This window comes from Brevundimonas sp. GW821-FHT09G01 (assembly GCF_059416065.1).
In genome coordinates this window covers 94,688-117,746 of the sequence record NZ_JBWKOL010000007.1, presented here as the reverse complement: position 1 = coordinate 117,746, position 23,059 = coordinate 94,688, and the positions used below count along the sequence as shown (strand labels likewise).

The window sequence follows — 23,059 nt, the reverse complement described above, 5'->3', positions numbered from 1 at the left end:
TCCTCAGCCCAGGTCCCGGCGGAAGGGCGAGAGCTCCTCCGCCATGGCGTGCATCTCGGCCTCCACGGCCGGGCGCTCGCGCTCCAGATAGTCGGCCACCGGACCGCGCAGCGCCGGGTCGGCGATGAAGTGGGCCGAGTAGACGGGCGAGGGCAGGTAGCCGCGGGCGATCTTGTGGTCCCCCTGCGCGCCCGCCTCGACCCGCGACAAGCCACGCGCGATGGCGAAGTCGATGGCCTGATAATAGCAGAGCTCGAAATGGAGGAAGGGCACCTCCTCCAGCGCCCCCCACTGGCGTCCGTACAGGGCGTCGCGGCCGATCAGGTTCAGCGCCCCCGCGATGGGCGTCTCGTCCCGGAAGGCGATCACCAGCGCGATCCGCTCCGCCATGGTCGCACCCAGGCGGCTGAAGAAGTCGCGCGTCAGATAGGGGCGTCCCCACTTTCGCTCGCCCGTGTCCTGGTAGAAGGCGAAGAAGGCGTCCCAGTGCGCCTCCATGATCTCCGCCCCGGTCAGGACGCGGATATCCAGCCCGGCCTGGGCCTCGCGCCGCTCGCGCCGCACCGTCTTGCGGCGGCTGGACGACAGGGCCGACAGGAAGTCGTCGAAGCTCTGATAGCCGCCGTTGCGCCAGACGTACTGGATGTCCTGCCGCTTCAGCAGCCCGGCCTGCCCCATCGCGTCCCAGTCCTCGCGGGTCGGGAAGTTCACGTGCAGGGACGAGGCGCCCAGCCGCTGCGTCAGGGTCATCGCGCCCTGGATGAGGGCCTCGCGCACCGTGGCGGCGTCGGCTGCCGGATGGGCCAGGAAACGCGGGCCGGTGACGGGCGTGAAGGGCACGGCGCCCAGCAGCTTGGGATAGTAGCGGCCGCCGGCCCGCTCATAGGCGTCGGCCCAGCTGTGGTCGAAGACGTATTCGCCCTGGCTGTGGCCCTTGAGCCAGAGCGGCATGACGCCGATCACGCGGCCGTCTTCGTCCTCCAGCGACAGGTGACGCCCGGCCCAGCCCTCGCGCGGAACCGCGCTGCCGGAGGCCTCGCAGGCGTCCAGGAAGTCAAAGCTGACGAACGGATCGCCGGACGGGCCCGCGCAGGCGTCCCACGCCTCCCGGCCGATCTCGGCGACGGCATTGTGGACCCTGATCTGGTACCCCATTCCGCTCATCCCGGCGAAAGCCGGGACCCAGTGCTTTGGGTGACCAGCTTTTGCCGGGTGCGCATCATCGCCCGTCCTGAAACGCCTGCGTCAGGCTGGACAGGACTGGGTCCCGGCTTTCGCCGGGATGAGCGGAGCATGAGGGCCGTTTTTGAGATCAGCGGACTTCCACGATCGCGTCGACTTCAACCGCGAAGCCGAGGGGCAGCTTGTAGACGCCGACGGCCGAACGGGCGTGGCGGCCCTTGTCGCCGAACACCTCGACCATCAGGTCAGAGCAGCCGTTGATCACGGCCGGAATGGCTTCGAAATCGCCGGCGACCTGGACGAAACCGCCCAGCTTCACCACGCGCACGACGCGCTCCAGATCGCCGTCCAGCGCGGCCGAGATCTGGGCCAGCAGGTTGACGCCGCACATGCGCGCGCCCTTGACCGCGTCGTCCTGGGACACGTCGGCGCCGACGGTGCCCTTCAGCCCGCCCGCGGCGTCGTTCGACAGCTGGCCCGAGATGTGGAGCAGGTTGCCGGTCTGGACGTAGGGCACATAGTTGGCGACCGCCTTGGCGGGTTCCGGCAGGTTGATGCCGAGTTCGGCGAGACGGGCGGCGACGGTCATGGGAAGCTCCAGAAGGGATTTGGGGGCGGTTTAGCCTGTGCGGAAGGAGGCGTCATCACCTTCTCCTTCCCCCTTGTGGGGAGGGATGTCGGGGCGTCAGCGACGACAGGGCGGGGTTCGTGTCCGAGAACTCGGCGTCCACCCGTCCCGCTTCTCGGTCCACCCTCCCCAGGGGGCGAGGGAGAACCCAGCTCAGCCCTTCAACGCCCGCCCGGCCACAACGGCGCTCTTCCCGAACTTGTCCCGCAACGCGTCGATGGCCTTTTCGGTCTTCAGCGTCCGGGCCTCGGTGCTCTCGAACAGGGCGGCGGGGGCGTCGACGGCGTCGACCACCTCGCCCATGCCGATGCCGATCAGGCGGTAGGGCAGGCCCAGCTCAGGCGTCAGCAGGTCGCGCCCGGCGGCGAACAGGGCGCGGGCCGTCTGCACCGGCTCGGGCAGGCTGATCCGCCGCGTCACGATCTTGAAGTCGGTCCGGCGCAGCTTCAGCACGATGACCCGGCTGGCCACGCCGTCGCGGCGCGCCTTGGAGGCCAGCTTCTCACACAGGGGCCAGAGTTCGCTCTCCAGGTCCTGGGCCGAGGTCAGGTCGTCGTTGAAGGTGGTCTCGGCGCTCATCCCCTTGCGGTCATGCTCGGGCCGGACGGCGCGGGCGTCGCGGCCGTGGGCCAGATCGTGAAGGCGCAGGCCGGTCTCGCCGTAGCGCTTGACCAGGTCCCGCACCTCGGCGGCGGCCAGGTCGCCGACGGTGGCGTAGCCGTCGCTCTGCAGGGTCTTGCCGAACACCGGGCCGACGCCCGGCAGGATGCGCACTGACTTGGGGGCCAGCAGGGCCTTGGACTCCGCCCCGATGACCGAGAAGCCGCGCGGCTTGTCCAGCTCCGACGCGATCTTGGCCAGGAAGCGGTTGGGGGCCAGGCCGATGGAGACGCTGAGGCCGATCTCGTCCTCGATCCGCTTCTGCAGGCGGACCAGCTGGAAGGCGGGCGGCCCGCCATTCAGCCGTTCCGTTCCCGCCAGATCGATCCACGCCTCGTCCAGCGACAGGGTCTGGACCAGGGGCGTCAGCTCGCGGACCAGGCCGAAGATGCGTTCGCTCTCGGGCACGTATTTGCGGAAGTCGGGCTTCAGCACCACGGCCTCGGGACAGGCCTTCAGCGCCTTGAACATCGGCATGGCCGAATGCACCCCGTACATCCGCGCGATGTAGCAGCAGGTCGAGACCACGCCCCGCTTGCCGCCCCCGACGATCACCGGCACGTCGCGCAGTTCGGGCCGGTCGCGCTTCTCCACCGAGGCGTAGAAGGCGTCGCAGTCCAGATGGGCGATGGTCAGGCCGTCCAGCTCGTCATGGCTCACGACCCGCCGCGACCCGCACGCGCCGCAGCGCTCGGCCTTGCGGTCGCTGGTCCAGAGGCAGTCGCGGCAGATGGACTTCATGAAGGGGAGATTGTGCCTGAGCGGCCGATCACAAGCTATCCTGCCCGCCTCTCCATTCGCCTTCACGACCGGACAGGCGACGGGAAAACCGGCGCTTCACGTCAACTTAAGAGAACCGTGGTGAGACTGTCTCGGAAGAGCACAAGCCCCCGCGCAATCGCGTCTGAGAGGGGTGAACAGGCCGGGTGGTGATGTCGAAGAAGGTCCTCATCGTCGAGGATAACGAGCTGAACATGAAGCTGTTTCATGATCTGCTCGACTCGCAGGGCTACGAAACCCTTCAGACCCGCGAGGGTCTGCAGGCGCTCGCCCTGGCGCGCCAGTATCGGCCCGACCTGATCCTGATGGACATCCAGCTTCCCGAGATCTCGGGGCTGGAGGTCACCAAATGGCTCAAGGACGACGAGGAACTGAACCATATCCCGGTGGTGGCGGTGACCGCCTTCGCCATGAAGGGCGACGAGGAGCGGATCCGGCAGGGCGGCTGCGAGGCCTATATCTCCAAGCCCATCTCGGTGATGCATTTCCTCGAGGTCGTCCGGAAGCATCTGGGGTAGGGCGGCATGACGGCGCGCATCCTTGTCGTCGACGACGTCGAACCGAACGTCCGCCTGCTCGAGGCCAAGCTGACCCTCGAATATTATGAGGTGCTGACGGCGATGGACGGCCACACGGCCATCGAGGTGGCTTCGGCCGAGCGGCCCGACATCATCCTGCTGGACGTCATGATGCCCGGCATGGACGGGTTCGAGACCTGCCGCCGGCTGAAGGCCGATCCGGTGACGCGTCACATCCCGGTCGTGCTGGTGACCGCGCTGGACGGGCGCGAGGACAAGATCAAGGGACTGGAAGCCGGAGCCGACGACTTCGTCACCAAGCCCATCGACGACGTCATCCTGTTCGCCCGCGTGAAGTCGCTGGTGCGGCTCAAGGCGGTCATGGACGAGCTGCGCGAGCGCGAGGAAAGCGGCCGCCGCTTCGGCGTCGACACCGACGGCGCGGGCCGTCTGCGCGGCTCGGGCGGGCGCGTCCTGGTCGTGGACGACAGCGCCCTGCAGGCCGGCAAGATCGTGGCCCAGCTGTCCGACGAACACCGCCCGGTGCACGAGCCCGATCCGGCGGCGGCCCTGATCGCCGCGCGCGGTCCGGTCGATCTGATGATCGTCAACGTCTCGGCGTCCGAGTTCGACGGCCTGCGCTTCGTGGCCCAGGCGCGCTCGAACGAGGCGTCCCGGCGGGTGCCCATCCTGGCGGTGGTCGATCCGGCCGACCGGCCCCGGCTGATCAAGGCGCTGGAGCTGGGCGTCAACGACATCCTGCCCCGCCCGGTGGACGCCGAGGAGCTGGACGCCCGCGCGCGCAGCCAGATCAAGCGCAAGCGCTACGCCGACTTCCTGAAGCAGAAGCTGGACTACAGCCTGGAGATGGCGGTCACCGACGCGCTGACCGGGCTGCACAACCGCCGCTACATGGCCGGCCAGCTGCAGGCCCTGCTCAGCCGGGCCGGGCAGGGGGGCGACACCGTGGCCGTGCTGGTCCTGGACATCGACCACTTCAAGGCGGTCAACGACGGCTTCGGCCACGACGCCGGCGACGAGGTGCTGCGCGAGTTCGCGGTGCGCCTGGCCACCAATGTCCGCGCCATCGACCTGCCGTGCCGTCTGGGCGGCGAGGAGTTCGTGGTGGTCATGCCGGGCGCCTCGCTGGAGGACGCCACCCGCGTGGCCGACCGGATCCGCCGCGACGTGGGCTCCCTGCCGTTCCCGATCATGGGCGGGGCCGAGAGCCTGACCATCACCGTCTCGGTCGGGGTGGCCGCCTTCAACGGCGTGACCGACACCCCCGACGCCCTGCTCAAGCGCGCCGACGAGGGCGTCTACGAGGCCAAGGCGCGCGGGCGCAACCAGGTGATCGCCCGGGCGGCCTGACGATCGTCGTTCTGTAACTTCTGAAACACGTTGATACTGGACAGAAATCGCGAATAGCGACAGCTTCACCTTAGACGAACAGCCGTCAGGACCGCGGTCCCTCGACCCGGCCTGCACCGCCTCAGCTTCGTCGGAAAGGGGCAGCAATGGGCCGGGCATCCTTCTCCCAAGCCATAGTGCAGTTTTCCAACCTCAGCGTCTCAGCGGACGACGCCGCCTACAGGGCGGTCGAGAACCTAGAGCGCGTCATTCTCGATCATGTCCCCAAGACGCCCGCCGAAGCCGTGGCGATGCTGGATGTGATCATCCCCGAGGTCTCCCTCGGCGGTCGCGCGGACGGGCGGGATGTGAAGGCCCTGCAGAGCATCCGCTCCCTGCTGGACGGCCACCCCGCCTAGCGACTCATCCAGGGCTTGGACTTGCCGGTGGCGATCCGGGCGGCCTGTTCACGCTGGAACTTGCCGCCACGCGGGGGCTTCGGCTGGGCCGCGATCCTGGCCTGCTTCAGGCGCAGGGCCCTCTGGACGGGGGTCTCGCCCTCGGGCGGGGCGTCGGTCTGGCCGTCTTCAGGATCGCTCATCCCGCACCCTAGCACGCCTTGCCGCGGATGAGGGGCGGACAACGAAAAACGCCCGGTCATCGCTGACCGGGCGCTTCGAAAATCGTTAGCAAATCAAATGCTTACTTGATTTTGCCTTCCTTGAATTCGACGTGCTTCTTGACGACCGGGTCGTACTTCTTGACGACCATCTTTTCGGTCATCGTACGGGCGTTCTTCTTGGTGACGTAGAAGAAGCCGGTGTCGGCGGTCGAGTTCAGGCGGATCTTGATGGAAGCCGGCTTGGCCATCGGACAATTACCTTTGCGGACGGCGAAAGCCGCTAAATGAGAGGCGCGGAACATACTCAGGCGCGCCCGGAAGTCAACGGGCGCGACGCCGCATTGAGCATCGGCCGTTCAAAGGTCACGGTGGCGGGCATGAAAGCGCTTCTTCTCGCCGCCGCCGCGGCCGCCCTGTCCCTGTCCGCTCCCGCCTTCGCGCAGGAGGCGACGGATCCGCAGGACGCCTTCCTGGCCCGGCTCAACGCCCTGTGCGGCCAGCGGTTCGAGGGGCGGGTGGTGTCGACCGACGCCACTGACGCCGACTTCCGGGGCAAGCGGCTGGTCATGCACGTGCGCGACTGCGCGCTGAACGAGGTCGGGATCCCCTTCGCCGTGGGCGGGGACCGGTCGCGGCGCTGGATCGTGACGCGGACGGACGAAGGCCTGTGGCTCAGGCACGATCACCGGGACCCCGAGGGGGTCATCCACGGCTATCACATGTACGGCGGCGATACGGCCGAGGCGGGAACGGCCTCGCGACAGGAATTTCCAGTCAATCAGGCCTCGATCGACCAGTTCGTGGCCGGCGGGGCCCAGGTCTCGACCACCAATGTCTGGGCGGTTGAGGTGCATCCCGGCCAGACCTTCGCCTATGAGCTGCGCCGTCCGGGCGGGCGCTTCTTCCGCGTCGAGTTCGACCTGACCCGGCCGCTGGCGGATTGATAGGGTTGATCGTTTCCGGCCGAATTCCGTTTTCAAAGTCGGCCAGACCGTAAAATACGATATCGCGCGCGGGGGCGATGGGACGCGATGAACGGTGGGAAAGACCGCCGTCAGTCTGGCATGCGCGTGCGTCAGAATCGGACGGACGCGGTCAGGCGGCGGTCCAGCCCTTCACCGGCCGGACGGTGGCGCAGGCGGGCGAGCCGTCCTTGCCCCTGCCGGGCAGGACCACCTCCAGCACGGCGCCCGCGCGGGCCTTGTCCAACAGGGCGGGCGGGATGTCGTGGATGTCGATCTTGACCCGGCGGTTCCATTCCGTCGCATGGTCGCCCGCCGATTGGCCGATCCGGATGTAGACGAAGCGGCGCGCCGGACCCTCGCGGCGTACGAAGGGGCCCAGGACGCGGTTGTCGTCGGCCAGGCGGATCGGAACCTCGAACGACAGGGGCGCGTCGGTCGCCGTGACCGGCTCGTGCGGCGCGTCGTCCTTCTGCAGGCTGTAGCGAACGCCGGCGACCGGGTCGGCGATGGTCAGGCGCAGGGTGATCGGGGTGTCGGCCACGTCAGCGCGCACCCTTGAACGTGTCCAGCATCGTCTCGGCCTGCTCAAGCCGCTGGAAGACGTCGGCGGCGTCGCCGCTGACGCAGCCGGCGTCGAAATTCAGGGACTGGTCCGCGTGGCCGGGCTGGGACCAGATTACGCTGCCGTATGCCCCGTCGGTGATGACGCGCCGGCACTCGAAACGGACGCCCTCATAGGGAGCGAACAGGGCGCGGAAGCGGTCGAACTGTTCCTCCGACACCGGGAAGGTCACCGGCTCGGCGTCGCGGTTCACGTATCGCCCCTCACCGCCGCGCGGCAGGGTCCACTCGACCAGCCGGTTGCCCCACGAGCGCCAGACCAGGGTCATGGTGGTCGGTGCGGGCAGGCCGGGCGGCGGGACGAAGCGGGCGCGGGCCCAGTCATTCATCTGCCGATAGGCCCGATTGCTGTTGATGGACCTGCGGCTGAACGTGTCGGTGTAGCAGAAGCTGTCGTTCGGGCGCCGGACCTCGCCCCGACTGTCCCGCCAGAGCAGGTAGCCGTCCCGATAGACGTCCGCTTTGGGGTTGTCGCAGGCGAGGCCCTCGGCGCGGTAGGGCTCCAGCAGGTCGCGGATGACGACATAGTCCTCGTGGCTGACGGGGAAGGTCCAGTCCTCTCTGTCGCCGGACCGGAAGCGGCCCTGGCCGCCGTCCTCGATGCTGTAGAACAGGACGTCCGGACGCATGACGACCTCGATCCGGTCGGGCGCCTCCTGCGCCAAGGCGGGCGCGGCGGTCAGACACAGGGCGACGATGAGGGCGATGTGGCGGCGCATGGAAATCCTCCCGCGCCGAGGAAACCGCAGTCAACGGAAACAGGCAACCGTCGGTCGCCGCCGGTCAGGGATCGTCAGTCCTGATGATCCACGACATGCTGTCCGCGCACCATGCGGACGAAGGGCAGGGGGCGGTCCGGGGCCGCCAACCGCTCGGCCACCTCGCCCAGGACGAAGCGGGTGATGGCGGGCAGGTCCAGCGCCCGGGCCTCGACCAGGGGCAGCCAGGCGATCTCGTCCAGCTCGCCGGAGCCGGCCGTCGGCTCCGGATGCAGCAGGGCCGAGACGTCGGCCATGAAGAAGCGGGCGTCGAAGCGGCGGGTGCGGCCCGGCGGGGTGATGGCGCGGGCCACATAGGACAGGGCGGCCAGGTCGGGCAGGGCGCCGACGGCGCGGAACTCGCGCCAGCCGCCGGCGACGGAGGCGGGCGGGGCGGGCTCCGCCAGCAGCAGGCCGGTCTCCTCATAGGTCTCGCGCACGGCGGCCAGGGCCAGGGCGCGGGCGCGGCGAACCGGGACCTCGCGGGCCAGGCGCGCGGCGTCGGCGGGCTTCAGGTCGGTGGCGAAGGCGGCGGCGGCGTCCGACCGCTCGACCTTGCCGCCCGGGAAGACCCATTTGGAGGCCATGAAGACGTGCCCGGGCGCGCGGCGGCCCATCAGCACCTCGGCGCCGGAAACGCCCGGACGGGTCAGGATCAGGGTCGCCGCATCCCTGGGCCGGCCGGTCGCCGCGGTGCGCGGGGCGTCGGCCAGATCCTGGCGGGCGTCGAAGGGTTCACTCGGGTCGGACACCCGAGACGATTACCACCGACAGGTCGCGCGTGGGGGTGAAATTGGTGCGCCGCATCTCGAAGCGGGTCGAGCTGATCCGGCGCACGTCCTCGCCGCAGAAGCTGACCAGATTGCGCGACGAGCCCTTGTCGACGACCAGCCGGAACTCGCCGATCGGTTCGGCCCAGTTGGCGCCGGTGGTCAGGATGTAGTCGACCCAGGTCTCGGTCAGATACTGGCCCCGGCGGCGCAGCCGCGCGGCGCCGGCCTGGAAGGCGGCATCGGCGCAGTATCGCGCCGCGTGTTCGGCGGCGTAGTCGCTGCTCGCCGCGTCCGGATCGCCGAAGACGCTGCCCGCCGATCCGCCGACGGCGGGCGCATAGCGGTGATCCACGGCCAACTCCTTCCCGGCGGGGAAGACCTGGGTCCAGTAGTGGGTGGTCTTCAGCGTCCACAGCGGCGCGAAGTCGGCCACCCGGCGGGCGCCGTCGGCGTAGCCGCGATCCTCGATCAGGCCCATCTCGATCAGCATGTCGATCTGCGGACGGGGCAGGGCGGCGACGGCGGCGCGGACGGCCGGATCGTAGGGCGACAGCGGCAGCTCCAGCCCGCGCAGCAGGCCGGTGCGATCGACGCCGTCCAGCATGGCCTTCTGCTCGACATTGGTGGCCACGCGCCGTCCCTGGACGGCGGTGACGAAGGTCAGGGCGCCGGGGTCGGACAGGGCGACGTCGCCCTCATTGCCGCCGACGATGTCGGGCAGGGGGAAGGCGACGATGGTGGAGATGTCGCGGTCGGTCCGGTTGAAGAACCGGTACTTCACCCGGATTTCGCGCGCCGAGACGAACAGGTCCTCGGAGCGCATGACGATGCCGTCGGTGCGCTGCAGGATCAGGCCGCCCGCGCCCATGGACGCGACGCTGTCATTGGCCGTCGCCGGCGCGGCGAGACACAGGGCGGCCAGCGCCGCCAAGACCGTTTTGCGCATCATCATCGTCACTCCCCCAAGAGACCTTAGCCGCTGAGGAATGGCGGAACCATGACAGGGCGTGGTCGAGAGACCAGCCTACCGCCGCTTGCCCTTGCGGACGCCCTTCAGGCCGCCCGAGGGCTTCTTGCCGTCGCGGGGCTTGCCGCCGGGGCCGGAGCGCTTGGGATAGCCGCCGTCCTTGGCCCCCCGGGCGCGCATGCCCAGCCGCGCCGAGGGGGCGTTGGGATCGCGCGGGCCGGGCTCGCTGAGCATTTCGAACAGCAGGCCGCCGGTGACCGGGGTCGCCTCCTTCAGCTTGACCTCGACCTTGCGACCCAGGACCCAGCGCAGGCCGGAGCGCTCGCCGACCAGGGCGTGGCTGCGGTCGTCGTGGGTGAAATACTCGTTGCCGAGCGTCGAGACGGGGACCAGGCCGTCGGCGCCGGTCTCGTCCAGCCGGATGAACAGGCCGAAGCGGGTGACGCCGGTGATGCGGCCGGTGAAGCTGGCGCCGACGCGGTCCTCCAGATAGGCGGCGATGTAGCGGTCCATGGCGTCGCGCTCGGCGGCCATGGAGCGGCGCTCGGTCATCACGACGTGTTCGGCGATGGACGGCAGTTCGGCGATCTCGCGATCGGTCAGCCCGTCCTTGCCGAGGCCCAGGGCGCGGATCAGGCCGCGGTGGACGATCAGGTCGGAGTAGCGCCGGATCGGCGAGGTGAAGTGGGCGTAGCGGTCCAGGTTCAGGCCGAAGTGGCCGACGTTTTCGGCCGAATAGATGGCCTGCATCTGGGTGCGCAGGACCACCTCGTTGACGACCTCGGCGTGCTCGGTCTCGCGGGTTTCGTCCAGCAGCTTGTTGAAGCGTTTGGTCGTGGCCGGTTCGCCCTTGGTCCACGGCTTGCCGATGGTGCCCAGGAAGTCGCCGAGGTTGAACAGCTTCTCCTGACTGGGCGCGTCGTGGACGCGGTACAGCAGGGGCGTCTTCTTCTGCTCCAGCGTCTCGGCGGCGCAGACGTTGGCCTGGATCATCATCTCCTCGATCAGCCGGTGGGCTTCGAGGGAGACGCGGGCCTCGATGGATCTAATCTTTCCCTCAGGGTCCATGCGGATGCGGCGCTCGGCGCTCTCGATCTGCAGGGGCGCGCGCTTCAGCCGTCCCTTCAGCATGGCGCGATAGGCGTTCCACAGGGGATAGAGGATGGCCTCCATGATCGGGCCGGTGGTGTCGTCGGGCGCGCCGTCGATGGCGGCCTGGGCCTGCTCGTAGGAGAGCTTGGCGTGGCTGCGCATCAGGCCGCGGACGAACTTGTGGCCGGTCTTGCGGCCGTCCTTGTCGAAGACCATGCGCACGGCCATGCAGGCGCGGTTGTCGCCCTGGGTCAGGCTGCACAGGCCGTTTGACAGGCGTTCGGGCAGCATCGGCTCGACGCGGTCGGGGAAGTAGGTCGAGTTGCCCTTGTCGCGGGCCTCGCGGTCCAGGTTGGTCCCGGGTCGGACGTAGGCGGCGACGTCGGCGATGGCGACCCAGACGATCCAGCCGTCCGCGTTCTTCGGATCGTCGTCGCGCATGGCGTAGACGGCGTCGTCATGGTCGCGGGCGTCGGCGGGGTCGATGGTGATCAGGGGCAGGTCGCGCAGGTCCTCGCGGCCCTTCAGCGACGGCAGTTCCTGATGCTCGGCCTCCTGCTCGACGGCCTCGGAGAAGCCGGTCGGGACGCCGTGGCTGTGGATGGCGATCAGGGAGGCGGCGCGGGCGTCGTCCTCGCGGCCGATGGTCTCCAGGATCTTGCCGCGCTTGGGCCCATAGCGCTGGTCGCCCTTCTCGATGGCGGCCAGGACCAGGTCGCCGTCCTTCAGGCCCTCGGCCTGGGCGTGGGGGACCAACAGCACGTCCTTGGAGCGGCGGTCGACGGGCTCGACCCGGACCTCGCGGTTGGACTTGCGGATGACGCCGAGGACGCGGGTGCGCTCGCTGTCCAGCTTCTTGACCAGGCGGGCTTCCCAGCCTTCCGCGCCGCGCGCGAACTTGACCAGCAGGCGGTCGCCCATGCCGGGGGCGGGGCCGGTGCGGCCCGAGTTGTCGGGCATCAGCAGGGCGCGGGGCGCGTCGTCGGAGGCCTCGACCAGACGGACGTAGAGTTCGCCGTCCAGGTCGCGCTCGACCACGTCGGCGACGCCGACGGGGGGCAGGGCGCCGGAGGGGCTGAAGCCCTTCCTGCCGCGCTTGCCCAAGGCGCCATCGGCTTCGAGTTCGCGGATCATCTCGCGCAGGGCGCGGCGGTCGCCGCCCTTCAGCCCGAAGTGGCGGGCGATGTCGGTCTTCTCGGCCGATCCGGCGTCACGCAGGAAGGCGAGCAGGGTCTGTTTGTCGGGGAGGCCGGCGGGCGGCCTCTTGGGAGTGTTTGTCATTGAATCCTTTGATACCGCGCTTCGGCGCTCTTCGAGAGGCGAAATCTTGCGCGGCTTGTGATGAGTGAGGGGCGCGCCTAGTTCTTGGCGCGAACGTCCCCTGGAGTTTCTGATGTCTCTCGCCCCCACCCCGGTCCTGTCCGGTCCTACCGGCTCGTTGCTGGACCTGATCGGCAAGACGCCGATGGTGGAGGTGACGAAGATCGATACCGGCAAATGCCGTCTGTTCCTGAAGCTGGAGGCGCAGAACCCTGGGGGATCGATCAAGGACCGCATCGCCCTGTCGATGATCGACGCGGCCGAGCGGGAGGGGTTCCTGAAACCCGGCGGCGTCATCGTCGAAGCGACGGCCGGCAACACGGGTCTGGCGCTGACCCTGGTGGGGCAGGCCAAGGGATATAAGGTGCTTCTGGTCATCCCGGACAAGATGTCCAAGGAAAAAATCCAGCATCTGAGGGCGATGGGCGCGGATGTTCGCCTGACGCGATCGGACGTGCCGCACGGGCATCCGGAATATTACACCGACATGGCCGAGCGGCTGGCGCAGCAGATTCCGGGCGGATTCTACGTCAACCAGTTCGCCAACGACGCCAACTCCGAGGCCCACTTCAAGACCACGGGTCCGGAGATCTGGGCGCAGCTGGACGGCCAGATCGACGCCTTCGTGGCCGGCATCGGCTCGGGCGGCACGATCACCGGCACGGCCCGCTTCCTGAAGAGCGTCGGCTCGAACGCCGAAATCATCCTGGCCGATCCGGTCGGCTCGACCCTGGCCGGGATCGTCAACGAGGGCGTGCCGGGGCCGGAGGGCAGCTACACCGTCGAGGGCATCGGCCAGAATTTCGTGCCGGACACCGCCGACATCGACCTGATCGACAAGGCCTATTCGATCCCCGACGCCGAGGCGATCGCCACCGTGCGCGAGCTGCTGCTGAAGGAAGGCGTGCTGGCCGGGTCGTCGTCGGGCACCCTGATCGCCGCCGCCCTGCGCTGGTGCCGCGAGCAGACCGAGCCGAAGCGGGTGGTGACCTTCGTCTGCGACACGGGCGCCAAATACCTGTCCAAGGTCTACAACGACGCCTGGCTGGCCGATCAGGGCCTGGGCGAGCGCGAGCTGCACGGCGACCTGTCGGACCTGATCTCGCGCAAATACGCCAACGGCGACGTGGTCGTGGCCGGGCCGGACGACACCCTGGACACCGCCTTCAAGCGGATGAAGGGCGCCGACGTCTCGCAACTGCCGATCATCCAGGACGGCCGCCTGGTCGGCATCCTGGACGAGAGCGACCTGGTGCATGTGATGAACACCGACGAGATCACCCGCAAGGAGCGCTTCGCCAAGCCGGTGTCGTCGGCCATGACGCGGGACCTGGACACGGTGCAGGTCTCCGAGCCGCTGGACGCCCTGATCCCCTTGTTCGACCGGGACCGGGTGGCCATCGTGCTGGACGGCGAAGCCTTCGTCGGCCTGATCACCCGCACCGACCTGATCAACCACCTGAGCCTGAACCGGTAGGGCGCCGGCCGCGCAGGGGAGGGAAATTCGTTCAGGACCCGACGCCCCGGATTTACAGATCGGGCGATCCGGTAGTTGATCTCGTCAAACGCCATTACGGGAACGACGATGAACAGTGCGGACATGAAGCGGCGCGGTTTCCTGGCCGGGATCGCCGGCCTGGGCGTCGCGGGCTCCGTCCGGGCCCAGGAGGCGGCGCCCGCGCCCACACCCGAGCCCGCCGCGCCGACGCCCGCCTATGAGGGCATGACCTTCGACAGCCACGGCAAGCCGATCCGGGCCATCCACTACAGCCCGGTGGGCGAGGGGCGTCGGGCGGCGATCGTGATGATGCACGGGTCGGGCGCGCGGATCACCAACCGGGGACCGTGGCACCATCTGGCCATGAGGTTCGCCGGCGACGGCTACCAGGTCCTGACCCCGCTGTTCACCGACGCCTTCGCCGATGACGGCATCCGGCCCGAGCGGATGATGAACGCCTGGCGGCATGTGGGCGAGGACGCCATCGACTGGTTCATCGCCCGCGGGATCGACCGCCGGCGCACGGCGATGTTCGGCTATTCGCTGGGCTCCTACGTCGCGGTGGACGGGGCGCTGGGGAACAGCCGGGCCGCGGCGGCGATCGGGCTGGCGGGCGGCGTGGACGTCTACACGCCGCGCACGCCCCGGCGGCGGATCCCGGTGATGATGCTCCGCGCCGAGAACGACACCCATGTCTTGCCCCAGAACACCGCGTCGTGGATCACCTTCCTGCGTGACAAGGGCATCAGCGTCCGCGAGGAAGTACTGCCGGGCGCGGACCATCTGTTCACGCCCCCGCAGTGGCTCGAGATCTTCGAGCGTTCTGCGGCGTTTTACGGCGGCAACATCGGCCGCACCGACCAGGACGCTTCATGAGTTCGCTTAAGAACAGCCAGGGTTTCTCGACCCGCGCCATCCACGCCGGGCAGCGCCCCGACCCGACGACCGGGGCGGTGATGACGCCGATCTACGCCACCTCGACCTACGCCCAGGAAAGCCCGGGCGTGAACAAGGGCTATGAGTACGCCCGGGGCAAGAACCCGACGCGCGAGGCGTTCGAGGCCTGCCTGGCGGACCTGGAGGGCGGGATCCAGGGCTTCGGCTTCGCCTCGGGCATGGCCGCGACCTCGACCGCGCTGGAGCTGCTGGACGCCGGATCGCACATCGTCACCGGCGACGACCTGTACGGCGGCTCGTGGCGGCTGTTCGAGCGGGTGCGGCGCCGGTCGATGGGGCTGGACTTCAGCTATGTCGACTTCAGCGACCTGAACGCGGTCGAGGCGGCCATCACGCCCAAGACGAAGATGATCTGGGCCGAGACGCCCACCAATCCGCTGATGAAGCTGACGGACATCGCGGGCCTGTCGAGGATCGCCAAGGCGCACGGCCTGCTGCTGGTGGTCGACAACACCTTCGCCACGCCGTGGAGCCAGCAGCCGCTGAAGCTGGGCGCCGACGTGGTCATGCACTCGGCGACCAAATACCTGAACGGCCACTCCGACATCATCGGCGGGGCGCTGGTGACGGCCGATCCCGATCTCGCGAAGGAGATCAAGTTCCTGCAGAACTCCGTGGGCGGAGTCATGGGGCCGTTCGACGCCTTCCTGGCCAACCGGGGGCTCAAGACCCTGGGCCTGCGCATGAAGGCGCACAACGAGAACGCCCTGGCCGTCGCCCGCTGGCTGGAGGCCCGAAAAGGCATCGCCAAGGTGATCTACCCGGGCCTGATCAGCCATCCGCAGCACGACCTGGCGTCACGCCAGATGAACGGCCGCTACGGCGGCATGGTCACGGCGATCATCGACGGCGACCTGTCGCGCACCAAGCAGGTGCTGGAGCGGGTGCAGGTGTTCACGCTGGCGGAGTCGCTGGGCGGGGTCGAAAGCCTGGTGAACCACCCGGCCATCATGACCCACGCCAGCGTGCCGAAAGAGGTGCGCGAGGCGGGCGGGGTGACCGACAACCTGATCCGGCTGTCGGTCGGGGTCGAGGACCTGGACGACCTGATCGGCGACCTGGATCAGGCGCTGGGGTGAGCCCTCAGTTCGCCGGCAGGGCCAGGGTCCAGCCGTCGTTCGGCTCGATCCACAGGACGGTGCTTTCGAACTCGGGGCGGGCGACGCCGTTGACGGTGACCGCCGCCTTCAGCGTGCCGTCGGCGTTCGGGATATAGGTGCTGCAGAACTCGCCGTCGCCCAGCACGGCCGAGATGTTGGCGGCGATCTGCTGGCGCGCGCCCTCGAACTGGGCGCCTTCCAGACGGGTCCCGTCGACCTCGATGCCGGTGATTTCCTCGGCGCGGTTCTCAGGACGGGCGCACTCGGCGCCGTCCTTCACATAGACCTTGCCGGTGGCGAACAGGACCACGGCGGGCGAGGCGTTGATCTGGTTGCGGGCGTCGTTCCAGATCGTGCCGTCGGGGTCGAAGCGGTAGGCGCCGATGGCGGTGCAGGTCTTGGCCGCGACATTGGGGCCGTAGCATTGCAGCTTGCCGGAACGGCCGGGCTCCAGCGGTCCTGCGTCCTGGGGGGCGCCGGCCAGCGCCAGCAGGGCCATAAGCAGCATGATCTCATCCTTGGGACGTCACCCGCCGGACCGGTTCCGGCGGGACATCATCGCACAACGCTGGAGACCGGAAAAAGGCTCAGGCGGCTTTGGACGGAAGGGCGGTCTGGTGGCCGGTGGCGGGCGGGGCCTTCTTCTTGGCCGGCGCGCGGGGCTTCTTGACCGCGGTGGAGGGCAGGGCGGCGCGGCGGGCCGTCTCGGCGTCGATCAGCGGCAGGATGTCGGCGGCGGTCGCGGCCTGGACCGGCGAACCGCTGGCGGACAGGCGTTCGGCGTTGGCGCGCAGGGCCTTGAGGTCGGGATCGCTCATGGCGGGGATCATGTCGGCGAGCGGGGTCATGGGACTCTCCTGATGCTCTGAAAGGCAAAAGGGCCGGCGCCTTTCAGCAGCCGGCCCCCCGATAGGTCTGAAAGCCTATTCGGCAGCCTTCAGGCGACCGGCGGATTCCTTGCCCGAGCGCTGGTCGCGCTCGATCTCGTAGGAGATCTTCTGGTTTTCGCTGAGGATGCCCAGGTCCGAGACCTCGACCGCCGAGGCGTGAACGAACACGTCCTTGCCGCCGTCATCGGGAGCGATGAAACCATAACCCTTGGTGGAGTTGTACCATTTTACAGTGCCGGTAGCCATTTTCAGGACCTCCGCTAGCAGTTCGCCGCCGGAAGAGTTTCCGGATCGGCCTGTCGGGTCTGATTGGATCGGCTTGGGACCTCGGTGCGCGATGCAAAGGGCAGCAGCGTTTCGCAGAGAGATCGACCCGCCTTAGATGGGCGCTTTGAGGAGAAAGAGCAAGGATTTATTCCTCAGCGGTACGGTCGGAGAAAGATTTTTGCCCGTGAGCGGGGTCGGAAACGAAAAAGGCGGCGGGGTCCAAGACCGCCGCCGCCTTCGAAATCACGCGTCGGAAACCGACGCGGGAACTCAGCCTTCGGTCTTCAGCTGACCAGCCGATTCCTTGCCCGAGCGACGGTCGCGCTCGAGTTCGTAGGAAACCTTCTGGTTTTCATCCAGGCCGCGCAGGCCGGCCGCTTCCACGGCCGAGATGTGGACGAAGACGTCCTTGCCGCCGTCGTCCGGCTGGATGAAGCCGTAGCCCTTGGTCGGGTTGAACCACTTAACGGTGCCGGTAGCCATTTGAGACCTCCTTTTGGCGTTGGCCTCAGGCAAGAGCGCCTGGAGGCCTGTCGGGTCTGAAAGGAGCGGCTAGACCTCGGGCGAAAGCAGAGGGTGGCGTTTCGCAGAGAGATCGACGTCCACCCTTTTGAACCGGACGGAGGGCGAAAGCAAGGCGGGGGCGTCAGCCTTCGGCGGTCTCGTCGGGTGGCGCGACGTAGTTCGCCTGGCACAGCTTGCGCAGGTCTGCGCTGAGGGTGGGGCCGTACAGGGAGTCCTGGATGCGGTCGAAACCTTCGGCGGAAAGGGCTTGCTTGATGTCGCTGACGGTGCGGCACCGCCCCTCCCGCGCCAGTTCATAGGCGCGTTCCAGGGTCGTCGGTCGGTGGGAGCTCATGACCCGATATGGGGCCTGCGGGCCGGAATTCCTAGAAGGAGAAGCTCAGACCGGCCACGAGGGCGTCGGCGTACTGCGGATTGGCCGGGTCGGCGTCGGTGTCATAGTACCGGACCTCGGCCTCGATGTTGCGCGTCAGGGCGTAGGTGAAGCCCGCGTTCCAGCCGGTGTAGTCGATGCTGGCGTCCTGCTCGCGGCGGCCGATCTCGGCGGTGCCGGTCAGCTTGTCGGAGAAGTCCCAGCCGCCGCGCAGCGCGACCCAGGTCCAGGCCTCGGTCGAGCCCATGCCGTCCGGTGAGTGCTGCAGGCGCACGCGGGCGCTGGCCGGGCCGATGGAGCGCTTGATGTCGGCGGTCAGCTCCCAGGCGGTATTGTCCGCACCCGGATCGGCGTCGATCTGGTATTTGTAGGTCGCGTTGAGATCCAGGTCGAAGCCCGCGATTTCGGGCCGCATGCCGGCGCCGGCCTCGAACTCCAGCTCCGAACCCGTCGAGCTCTTGACCGTCTCGAAGCCGGGCCCCGCGTAGAACAGGCCGGACGCGCTTTCCCACTCGGCCGCGCCCCAGGCGTAGGCGTCGCCCCGCGACTTGGAGGCGTCCTTGGACCGGTTGTCGGTCGCCGCCCCGAAGGAGAAGGACCAGCTTCCGGCGCCCTGAGACGCGCTCTCGGGGGCGCTCTGGGGCGTTGCCTGGGCTTGGGCCGTCCCGGCGAGAACGAGGAAGGCGAGGGCGGCGAACGTCGCTGTACGGATCATGGAACTCCCTGACGCGCGAAGGCGCGGGAGGTTCCTAGACGAATGCGGTCTTCTTGGCGAACCGTTCAGTGGCCTGAGTGAATTCTTGTCGCAGGCGCCCGACCAGTTCCCCGGCGGGCAGGATGTCGTGGATGGCGCCGGCGCCCTGACCGGCCGACCAGACGGTCTTCCAGGCCTTGGCCTCGTCGGCCATGTCCAGCTTGTGCTCGGGCAGGGTCTTGGGGTCGATGCCGTTCTCGACCAGCGACTTGATCATGAAATTGGCCGGGATGCCCGACACCGCCGGGGTGTGGACGATGTCCGCCGAGCCGCTGTCGATGATCATGTCCTTGTAGTGCTGCTGGGCCGAGCTTTCGGTCGTGTTGATGAAGCGGGTGCCCATGTAGGCGAAGTCGGCACCCATCATCAGGGCGGCGGCGACGTCCGACCCGGTGGAGAGGCAGCCCGACAGGATGATGGTTCCGTCGAAGAAGCCGCGGACCTCCTCGACCAGGGCGAAGGGGTTGACGATGCCCGCGTGGCCGCCGGCGCCGTTGGCGACCAGGATCAGGCCGTCGACGCCCGCCTCCGCCGCCTTGCGGGCGTGGCGGACGTTGGCGATGTCGTGGAACACCAGGCCGCCGTAGCCGTGCACCGCGTCGACGACGTCGCGGACGGCGCCCAGCGAGGTGATGATCAGCGGCACCTTCTCCTCCACCGAGACCATCATGTCGGCCATCAGGCGGGGGTTGGTCGGGTGGACGATGTGATTGACGCCGAAGGCCGCCGCGTCGGGATTCAACCGGCCCTTGATCTCATGCAGCCACTCCCGATAGCCCTCGGTGGTGCGCTGGTTCAGCGACGGGAAGGTGCCGATCGCCCCGGCGTTGCAGGTCTCGACCACCAGATCCGGTCCGGAGACCAGGAACATGGGCGCCGCGATCACCGGCAGCTTGAGACCCTTTTGCAGCGAAGCCGGAATGGCCATGGCGTTTCCCCGAGTTGTCTTTCGCTACGGATAGCGGGCTGTCCCCGGGTAAGGCAAACCGGAAAAACAGGGTGCGAACCGTGCGAAGCGTCCGGAGGGACGAACGCGTATCCTAGCGGGGCGATACGCCAGAAGCGGACGTGGGGGCGAGGGTTATGGCCGCCCCCTGCGCGGCTGAGGAGACGGCGCGGGCTCAACCACCACCGGCGCGGCGAAGCGGGTGGTGAATTGCACCCTGGCGCCCGTGGCGGCGCCGTCCACGGTGCGGGGCGACAGACGCGCCCGCGCGGCCGCCGCGATGACGGATGCCGCGAACCCCTGGCCCGCCGGCGTCTCCTCGATGATCTCGCAGCCGGAGAGCGATCCGTCGGGAAGCGCCAGGCACCGCAGGGTGACGCGGCCGGCGATGATCCCGTTGGCGAGGGCCGTCGCCGGGTAGTCGGGCACGGGCTGCCGCGCCCAGGATGGATTGGTGATGAGCGAGGGGTTCGCTCGCGCAGGCGGTGGTCCGGGCCGCGGCGGATCCGGAACGATGACGGGCGGGGCCGTCTGCGTCGCCCCAGGCTTGGGCTTCGGTCCGGTTTGTTGCGCCGGTGCGGGACCGGTGATGATCAGCGACAGGGCCGCGACGGAAAGGACGTATCGGCCCCACCGCCTTTGAAAACGTCCGCCCATGTCTCTATCTCCCCCGACAGATCCTCCCTGCTTCATGCCCCGGCGCGCCGGGGACAGGCAAGCCGTTCCGTCCTTCGCGAGACCGCCCATGAATCCGCCGCCGATCACCCTGCAGGAGCGCCGTCAGCGGCTGGCCCGGCTGGAGGCCGCGATGGAGGCGCAAGGGCTGGCGGCGGTGCTGATCGATGCGACGACCAGCCTGCGCTATTTCACCGGCCTGGTGTGGCGGCGGTCCGAGCGGATGATCGCCGCGCTGGTGCGGCCCGGAAAGCCGCTGACCTACATCTGCCCGGCCTTTGAGCTGGACAAGGTCGGCGGCTCGATCGGCGTGCCGGGCGAGTTCCTGACCTGGGAAGAGCATGAGAGCCCCTATGCGCTGGTAGCCGACGCGGTCCCGACCGGGATCCTGGCGGTCGACGAGCAGGCGCCGGTGTTCGCCTGGCTGGGGCTGGCCGAGGTGTTCGGCGTGGACCGGCTGCGCGGCGCCGACCGGCTGATCACGCCGCTGCGGGCGCGCAAGTCGGAGGCCGAGATCGCCCTGATGACGCGCGCCAAGGCGCTGACGCTAGAGGCGCAGCGGCGGGCGCACGGGAGCCTGCGGGCCGGGATGCGGGGCTCGGAGGTCGCGGCCTTCATCGACCGCCAGCACCGGGCGCTGGGCGCCGACGGCGGCAACACTTTCTGCATCGTCTCGTTCGGAGCCGACACCTCGCTGCCGCACGGCGGGGAGGGCGATCCGGAACTGCGCGAGGGCGACGTCGTCCTGATCGACACCGGCTGCGCTCTGGACGGCTACAACGCCGACATCACCCGGACCTATGTGTTCGGCGAGCCGACGCCGGAGGTGCGGCGCATCTGGGATCTGGAGCATGCGGCGCAGGCGGCGGCCTTCGCGGCGGCGCGGCTGGGCGCGCCGTGCGAGGCGGTGGACGCGGCCGTGCGCGCCTTCCTGAAGGCCGAGGGCCTGGGACCGGACTATCAAGTTCCGGGCACGCCGCACCGCACCGGGCACGGCATCGGCCTGGACATCCACGAGGCGCCCAATCTGGTGCGCGGCGACCAGACCCTGCTGGACGTGGGCATGTGCTTCTCCAACGAGCCGATGATCGTGGTTCCCGGTCAATTCGGCATCCGGCTGGAGGATCATTTCCACATGACCGAGGCGGGGGCGAACTGGTTCACCCCGCCGCAGCCGAGCCTGGACGAGCCGTTCCGGGGCGTCGCGCCGCTGGCGGCGTGACGAGAGGGACCGAAATCGGTAGAGCGAGGCCATGACCACTGACACCTCGGGCCTGCACCAGCTGGGCCAAATGACCGCCGCGCCGACCAGCCCGGAGACCGCCGTGCTGGAGCGGGTGCCGAACCCGCACGCGGACACCCTGTATCTGGCCCGCTTCACGGCGCCGGAGTTCACCAGCCTGTGCCCGGTCACCGGCCAGCCGGACTTCGCCCACATCGTCATCGACTACGCCCCCGGCCCTTGGCTGGTGGAGTCCAAGTCGCTGAAGCTCTACCTGACCAGCTTCCGCAACCACGGGGCCTTCCACGAGGACTGCACCGTCGCCATCGGCAAGAAGCTGGCCGAGCTGCTGGACCCGAAATGGCTGCGCATCGGCGGCTACTGGTATCCGCGCGGCGGCATTCCGATCGACGTCTTCTGGCAGACCGGCCCGGCCCCGGACGGCCTGTGGCTGCCCGACCAGGGCGTGCCGACCTATCGCGGGCGGGGCTGAGGCCCCCGGCCCGTCAGTCCGCCGCGGCGGCGATGGGCAACCGGATCTCGAAGGTGGAGCCGGCTCCGTTGGGCCGGTAATCGACGCGTCCGCCATGCGCCTCGGGAAGGCCGGTTCCGCCTTATCTCCACACAATCTGCACAGTCCGTCACAATCGTCGCGCGGCTGCATCAAAACTCCACGCGCCAGCGGGGCCGGAGGCGGCTAGCGTCCGGCGCATGACCTCGACCCGTCTTCCGCTCGAAACCCGTGGCCGCCTGTGGCTGACGCGGGCCGAGGCGTGGGCCGACCGGTCGCCGCTGCGGCGGGGCGCCTATGAGTTCCTGTGGTTCGGGCTGAAGCAGGGATGGGCCTGCCTGTTCGGCGGGCTGATGCTGGCGCTGATCCTCGGCACCTTCCTGTTGTGGCCCGAGGCCGCGCCGGTGTCGCGCTACGACTTCCTGGTGGTCGGGGCGGTGGCCATCCAGGCGGGCATGCTGGCGCTGAAGCTGGAGACCTGGGAGGAGGCGCGGGTCATCCTGCTGTTCCATATCGCCGGGACGGTGATGGAGCTGTTCAAGACCGCGCACGGCTCGTGGATCTATCCCGAGGACTCGCTGCTGCGGATCGGGGCGGTGCCGCTGTTCTCGGGCTTCATGTATGCGGCGGTGGGCAGCTACATCGCGCGGGTGCAGCGCATCTTCCACATCACGGTGCGGGGCTATCCGCCGCTGTGGACGACCTGGGGGCTGGCGGCGGCGATCTACGTCAACTTCTTCGCCCATCACTGGCTGCCGGACGTGCGGTTGGTCCTGTTCGCGGCGACGGTGCTGATCTTCGGGCGCGGCTGGTTCTGGTTCACCACGGACCGGCGGCGGCGGCGGATGCCGCTGCTGCTGGGCTTCTTCCTCGTCTCGCTGTTCATCTGGTTCGCCGAGAACCTGGGCACGTTCGGCCGCGCCTGGGCCTATCCGGGTCAGGAGGACGGCTGGGAGATGGTCGGGCTGGAGAAGCTGGGCAGCTGGTTCCTGCTGATGATCATCTCGGTGGTGCTGGTGTCGATCGTGCATCGGCCGGAGGAAGAAGGGCAGGCAGTAGGCAGTAGGCAGTAGGCAGTAGGGAAGAGGAGGGGGAGCGGGTCGCC

The 23,059-nt window shown here is 68.8% G+C and carries 28 protein-coding genes; 10 read left to right on the top strand and 18 right to left on the bottom strand.

Translation table 11 applies throughout. The annotated features are described in order from the left end of the window. Positions 1-3: 3 nt before the first annotated feature. The 3 genes from AC07NB_RS13925 to AC07NB_RS13915 form a co-directional block, all read right to left on the bottom strand. On the bottom strand, positions 4-1,164 hold the full coding sequence (locus tag AC07NB_RS13925; RefSeq protein ID WP_494571977.1) for a GNAT family N-acetyltransferase: 1,161 nt from the start codon (positions 1,162-1,164) through the stop codon (positions 4-6). Between the two features lie 148 nt (positions 1,165-1,312). Beyond that, complete coding sequence (locus tag AC07NB_RS13920) at positions 1,313-1,771, bottom strand: RidA family protein (RefSeq protein ID WP_291838523.1); 459 nt, start codon at positions 1,769-1,771, stop codon at positions 1,313-1,315. A gap of 192 nt (positions 1,772-1,963) precedes the next feature. Continuing rightward, entirely contained in the window at positions 1,964-3,211 is a 1,248-nt protein-coding gene (locus AC07NB_RS13915) for a DNA polymerase IV (protein WP_492312800.1), read from the bottom strand. 191 nt (positions 3,212-3,402) lie between these two features. On the opposite strand from AC07NB_RS13915, the gene AC07NB_RS13910 reads away from it, so the two are divergent. From AC07NB_RS13910 to AC07NB_RS13900, 3 genes are all read left to right on the top strand, one after another. Continuing rightward, the gene (locus AC07NB_RS13910) at positions 3,403-3,768 is read left to right on the top strand and encodes a response regulator (protein WP_291838517.1); all 366 of its coding nucleotides are present in this window, start codon (positions 3,403-3,405) and stop codon (positions 3,766-3,768) included. Between the two features lie 6 nt (positions 3,769-3,774). Next, the gene (locus tag AC07NB_RS13905) at positions 3,775-5,139 is read left to right on the top strand and encodes a PleD family two-component system response regulator (RefSeq protein ID WP_291838512.1); all 1,365 of its coding nucleotides are present in this window, start codon (positions 3,775-3,777) and stop codon (positions 5,137-5,139) included. Between the two features lie 176 nt (positions 5,140-5,315). Further along, positions 5,316-5,537, top strand: coding sequence for a hypothetical protein (locus tag AC07NB_RS13900; RefSeq protein ID WP_291838509.1), 222 nt, complete (start codon positions 5,316-5,318; stop codon positions 5,535-5,537). Here AC07NB_RS13900 and AC07NB_RS13895 read toward each other — a convergent pair. Both AC07NB_RS13895 and rpmG read right to left on the bottom strand, forming a co-directional pair. Further along, positions 5,534-5,719: a hypothetical protein gene (locus AC07NB_RS13895; protein ID WP_291838507.1), complete on the bottom strand. Its 186-nt coding sequence runs from the start codon at positions 5,717-5,719 to the stop codon at positions 5,534-5,536. The genes AC07NB_RS13900 and AC07NB_RS13895 overlap by 4 nt on opposite strands. A 101-nt stretch (positions 5,720-5,820) precedes the next feature. Beyond that, complete coding sequence (rpmG, locus tag AC07NB_RS13890) at positions 5,821-5,988, bottom strand: 50S ribosomal protein L33 (RefSeq protein ID WP_029417689.1); 168 nt, start codon at positions 5,986-5,988, stop codon at positions 5,821-5,823. Positions 5,989-6,117: 129 nt separating this feature from the next. Here rpmG and AC07NB_RS13885 point away from each other — a divergent pair, with 129 nt between their 5' ends. Further along, positions 6,118-6,684 (top strand): hypothetical protein, encoded by a 567-nt coding sequence (locus AC07NB_RS13885; RefSeq protein WP_494571976.1) that lies wholly within the window; start codon positions 6,118-6,120, stop codon positions 6,682-6,684. A 151-nt stretch (positions 6,685-6,835) separates the two neighbouring features. On the opposite strand, the gene AC07NB_RS13880 is transcribed toward AC07NB_RS13885, so the two are convergent. The 5 genes from AC07NB_RS13880 to rnr all read right to left on the bottom strand — a co-directional run bounded on the left by AC07NB_RS13880 (position 6,836) and on the right by rnr (position 12,197). Continuing rightward, entirely contained in the window at positions 6,836-7,258 is a 423-nt protein-coding gene (locus tag AC07NB_RS13880; protein ID WP_494571975.1) for a DUF5990 family protein, read from the bottom strand. Continuing rightward, on the bottom strand, positions 7,248-8,045 hold the full coding sequence (locus tag AC07NB_RS13875) for a hypothetical protein (RefSeq protein ID WP_494571974.1): 798 nt from the start codon (positions 8,043-8,045) through the stop codon (positions 7,248-7,250). The genes AC07NB_RS13880 and AC07NB_RS13875 overlap by 11 nt, the downstream gene beginning before the upstream one ends. Positions 8,046-8,119: 74 nt before the next feature. Continuing rightward, positions 8,120-8,836, bottom strand: a complete 717-nt coding sequence (locus AC07NB_RS13870) for an NUDIX hydrolase (protein ID WP_494571973.1) — start codon at positions 8,834-8,836, stop codon at positions 8,120-8,122. Further along, on the bottom strand, positions 8,820-9,809 hold the full coding sequence (locus AC07NB_RS13865) for a DUF4424 family protein (protein ID WP_494571972.1): 990 nt from the start codon (positions 9,807-9,809) through the stop codon (positions 8,820-8,822). The genes AC07NB_RS13870 and AC07NB_RS13865 overlap by 17 nt, the downstream gene beginning before the upstream one ends. Positions 9,810-9,881: 72 nt before the next feature. Further along, positions 9,882-12,197, bottom strand: a complete 2,316-nt coding sequence (gene rnr / locus AC07NB_RS13860; RefSeq protein ID WP_494571971.1) for a ribonuclease R — start codon at positions 12,195-12,197, stop codon at positions 9,882-9,884. 112 nt (positions 12,198-12,309) lie between these two features. On the opposite strand from rnr, the gene AC07NB_RS13855 reads away from it, so the two are divergent. From AC07NB_RS13855 to AC07NB_RS13845, 3 genes are all read left to right on the top strand, one after another. Further along, the gene (locus AC07NB_RS13855; protein WP_494571970.1) at positions 12,310-13,713 is read left to right on the top strand and encodes a pyridoxal-phosphate dependent enzyme; all 1,404 of its coding nucleotides are present in this window, start codon (positions 12,310-12,312) and stop codon (positions 13,711-13,713) included. A 108-nt stretch (positions 13,714-13,821) separates the two neighbouring features. Further along, on the top strand, positions 13,822-14,610 hold the full coding sequence (locus tag AC07NB_RS13850; protein WP_492340533.1) for an alpha/beta hydrolase family protein: 789 nt from the start codon (positions 13,822-13,824) through the stop codon (positions 14,608-14,610). Next, on the top strand, positions 14,607-15,770 hold the full coding sequence (locus AC07NB_RS13845; RefSeq protein ID WP_494571969.1) for a cystathionine gamma-synthase: 1,164 nt from the start codon (positions 14,607-14,609) through the stop codon (positions 15,768-15,770). The genes AC07NB_RS13850 and AC07NB_RS13845 overlap by 4 nt, the downstream gene beginning before the upstream one ends. Before the next feature lie 4 nt (positions 15,771-15,774). Here the strand turns inward: AC07NB_RS13845 and AC07NB_RS13840 are convergent, their stop codons facing one another. From AC07NB_RS13840 to AC07NB_RS13805, 8 genes are all read right to left on the bottom strand, one after another. Next, positions 15,775-16,299 carry a hypothetical protein gene (locus AC07NB_RS13840; protein ID WP_494571968.1) on the bottom strand — a complete coding sequence of 175 codons (525 nt, stop codon included), beginning with the start codon at positions 16,297-16,299 and terminating at the stop codon, positions 15,775-15,777. Between the two features lie 79 nt (positions 16,300-16,378). Further along, positions 16,379-16,639 carry a hypothetical protein gene (locus AC07NB_RS13835; protein ID WP_291839567.1) on the bottom strand — a complete coding sequence of 87 codons (261 nt, stop codon included), beginning with the start codon at positions 16,637-16,639 and terminating at the stop codon, positions 16,379-16,381. Positions 16,640-16,714: 75 nt separating this feature from the next. After that, complete coding sequence (locus AC07NB_RS13830) at positions 16,715-16,927, bottom strand: cold-shock protein (RefSeq protein WP_492312812.1); 213 nt, start codon at positions 16,925-16,927, stop codon at positions 16,715-16,717. Between the two features lie 291 nt (positions 16,928-17,218). After that, a complete protein-coding gene (locus AC07NB_RS13825) occupies positions 17,219-17,431 on the bottom strand; it encodes a cold-shock protein (protein WP_291839573.1) in 213 nt (70 codons plus the stop codon). A gap of 163 nt (positions 17,432-17,594) precedes the next feature. Further along, entirely contained in the window at positions 17,595-17,807 is a 213-nt protein-coding gene (locus AC07NB_RS13820; RefSeq protein WP_291839575.1) for a hypothetical protein, read from the bottom strand. Between the two features lie 31 nt (positions 17,808-17,838). Next, the gene (locus AC07NB_RS13815) at positions 17,839-18,561 is read right to left on the bottom strand and encodes a TorF family putative porin (protein ID WP_494571967.1); all 723 of its coding nucleotides are present in this window, start codon (positions 18,559-18,561) and stop codon (positions 17,839-17,841) included. A gap of 34 nt (positions 18,562-18,595) precedes the next feature. After that, complete coding sequence (locus tag AC07NB_RS13810) at positions 18,596-19,528, bottom strand: NAD(P)H-dependent flavin oxidoreductase (RefSeq protein ID WP_492312813.1); 933 nt, start codon at positions 19,526-19,528, stop codon at positions 18,596-18,598. A 153-nt stretch (positions 19,529-19,681) separates the two neighbouring features. Next, on the bottom strand, positions 19,682-19,975 hold the full coding sequence (locus AC07NB_RS13805) for a TonB family protein (RefSeq protein WP_494571966.1): 294 nt from the start codon (positions 19,973-19,975) through the stop codon (positions 19,682-19,684). A gap of 316 nt (positions 19,976-20,291) precedes the next feature. On the opposite strand from AC07NB_RS13805, the gene AC07NB_RS13800 reads away from it, so the two are divergent. The 3 genes from AC07NB_RS13800 (at position 20,292) to AC07NB_RS13790 (ending at position 23,027) form a co-directional block, all read left to right on the top strand. Next, positions 20,292-21,443 carry a M24 family metallopeptidase gene (locus AC07NB_RS13800; protein WP_494571965.1) on the top strand — a complete coding sequence of 384 codons (1,152 nt, stop codon included), beginning with the start codon at positions 20,292-20,294 and terminating at the stop codon, positions 21,441-21,443. Between the two features lie 31 nt (positions 21,444-21,474). Next, entirely contained in the window at positions 21,475-21,936 is a 462-nt protein-coding gene (gene queF / locus AC07NB_RS13795; protein WP_291840491.1) for a preQ(1) synthase, read from the top strand. Between the two features lie 218 nt (positions 21,937-22,154). Next, on the top strand, positions 22,155-23,027 hold the full coding sequence (locus AC07NB_RS13790; protein ID WP_492312816.1) for a DUF817 domain-containing protein: 873 nt from the start codon (positions 22,155-22,157) through the stop codon (positions 23,025-23,027). The last annotated feature ends 32 nt before the right edge of the window (positions 23,028-23,059 follow it).

Bases quoted from the DNA above. Each gene is read 5' to 3' on its own strand.
- AC07NB_RS13845 (WP_494571969.1), top strand. From the start codon at position 14,607: ATGAGTTCGCTTAAGAACAGCCAGGGTTTCTCGACCCGCGCCATCCAC.
- AC07NB_RS13830 (WP_492312812.1), bottom strand. From the start codon at position 16,927: ATGGCTACCGGCACTGTAAAATGGTACAACTCCACCAAGGGTTATGGT.
- queF (WP_291840491.1), top strand. From the start codon at position 21,475: ATGACCACTGACACCTCGGGCCTGCACCAGCTGGGCCAAATGACCGCC.
- AC07NB_RS13840 (WP_494571968.1), bottom strand. From the start codon at position 16,299: ATGCTGCTTATGGCCCTGCTGGCGCTGGCCGGCGCCCCCCAGGACGCA.
- AC07NB_RS13920 (WP_291838523.1), bottom strand. From the start codon at position 1,771: ATGACCGTCGCCGCCCGTCTCGCCGAACTCGGCATCAACCTGCCGGAA.
- AC07NB_RS13790 (WP_492312816.1), top strand. From the start codon at position 22,155: ATGACCTCGACCCGTCTTCCGCTCGAAACCCGTGGCCGCCTGTGGCTG.
- AC07NB_RS13875 (WP_494571974.1), bottom strand. From the start codon at position 8,045: ATGCGCCGCCACATCGCCCTCATCGTCGCCCTGTGTCTGACCGCCGCG.
- AC07NB_RS13905 (WP_291838512.1), top strand. From the start codon at position 3,775: ATGACGGCGCGCATCCTTGTCGTCGACGACGTCGAACCGAACGTCCGC.
- AC07NB_RS13910 (WP_291838517.1), top strand. From the start codon at position 3,403: ATGTCGAAGAAGGTCCTCATCGTCGAGGATAACGAGCTGAACATGAAG.
- AC07NB_RS13820 (WP_291839575.1), bottom strand. From the start codon at position 17,807: ATGAGCTCCCACCGACCGACGACCCTGGAACGCGCCTATGAACTGGCG.
- AC07NB_RS13850 (WP_492340533.1), top strand. From the start codon at position 13,822: ATGAACAGTGCGGACATGAAGCGGCGCGGTTTCCTGGCCGGGATCGCC.
- AC07NB_RS13865 (WP_494571972.1), bottom strand. From the start codon at position 9,809: ATGATGATGCGCAAAACGGTCTTGGCGGCGCTGGCCGCCCTGTGTCTC.
- AC07NB_RS13825 (WP_291839573.1), bottom strand. From the start codon at position 17,431: ATGGCTACCGGCACCGTTAAGTGGTTCAACCCGACCAAGGGCTACGGC.
- rnr (WP_494571971.1), bottom strand. From the start codon at position 12,197: ATGACAAACACTCCCAAGAGGCCGCCCGCCGGCCTCCCCGACAAACAG.
- AC07NB_RS13885 (WP_494571976.1), top strand. From the start codon at position 6,118: ATGAAAGCGCTTCTTCTCGCCGCCGCCGCGGCCGCCCTGTCCCTGTCC.
- AC07NB_RS13855 (WP_494571970.1), top strand. From the start codon at position 12,310: ATGTCTCTCGCCCCCACCCCGGTCCTGTCCGGTCCTACCGGCTCGTTG.
- AC07NB_RS13925 (WP_494571977.1), bottom strand. From the start codon at position 1,164: ATGAGCGGAATGGGGTACCAGATCAGGGTCCACAATGCCGTCGCCGAG.
- AC07NB_RS13810 (WP_492312813.1), bottom strand. From the start codon at position 19,528: ATGGCCATTCCGGCTTCGCTGCAAAAGGGTCTCAAGCTGCCGGTGATC.
- rpmG (WP_029417689.1), bottom strand. From the start codon at position 5,988: ATGGCCAAGCCGGCTTCCATCAAGATCCGCCTGAACTCGACCGCCGAC.
- AC07NB_RS13835 (WP_291839567.1), bottom strand. From the start codon at position 16,639: ATGACCCCGCTCGCCGACATGATCCCCGCCATGAGCGATCCCGACCTC.
- AC07NB_RS13800 (WP_494571965.1), top strand. From the start codon at position 20,292: ATGAATCCGCCGCCGATCACCCTGCAGGAGCGCCGTCAGCGGCTGGCC.
- AC07NB_RS13915 (WP_492312800.1), bottom strand. From the start codon at position 3,211: ATGAAGTCCATCTGCCGCGACTGCCTCTGGACCAGCGACCGCAAGGCC.
- AC07NB_RS13815 (WP_494571967.1), bottom strand. From the start codon at position 18,561: ATGATCCGTACAGCGACGTTCGCCGCCCTCGCCTTCCTCGTTCTCGCC.
- AC07NB_RS13895 (WP_291838507.1), bottom strand. From the start codon at position 5,719: ATGAGCGATCCTGAAGACGGCCAGACCGACGCCCCGCCCGAGGGCGAG.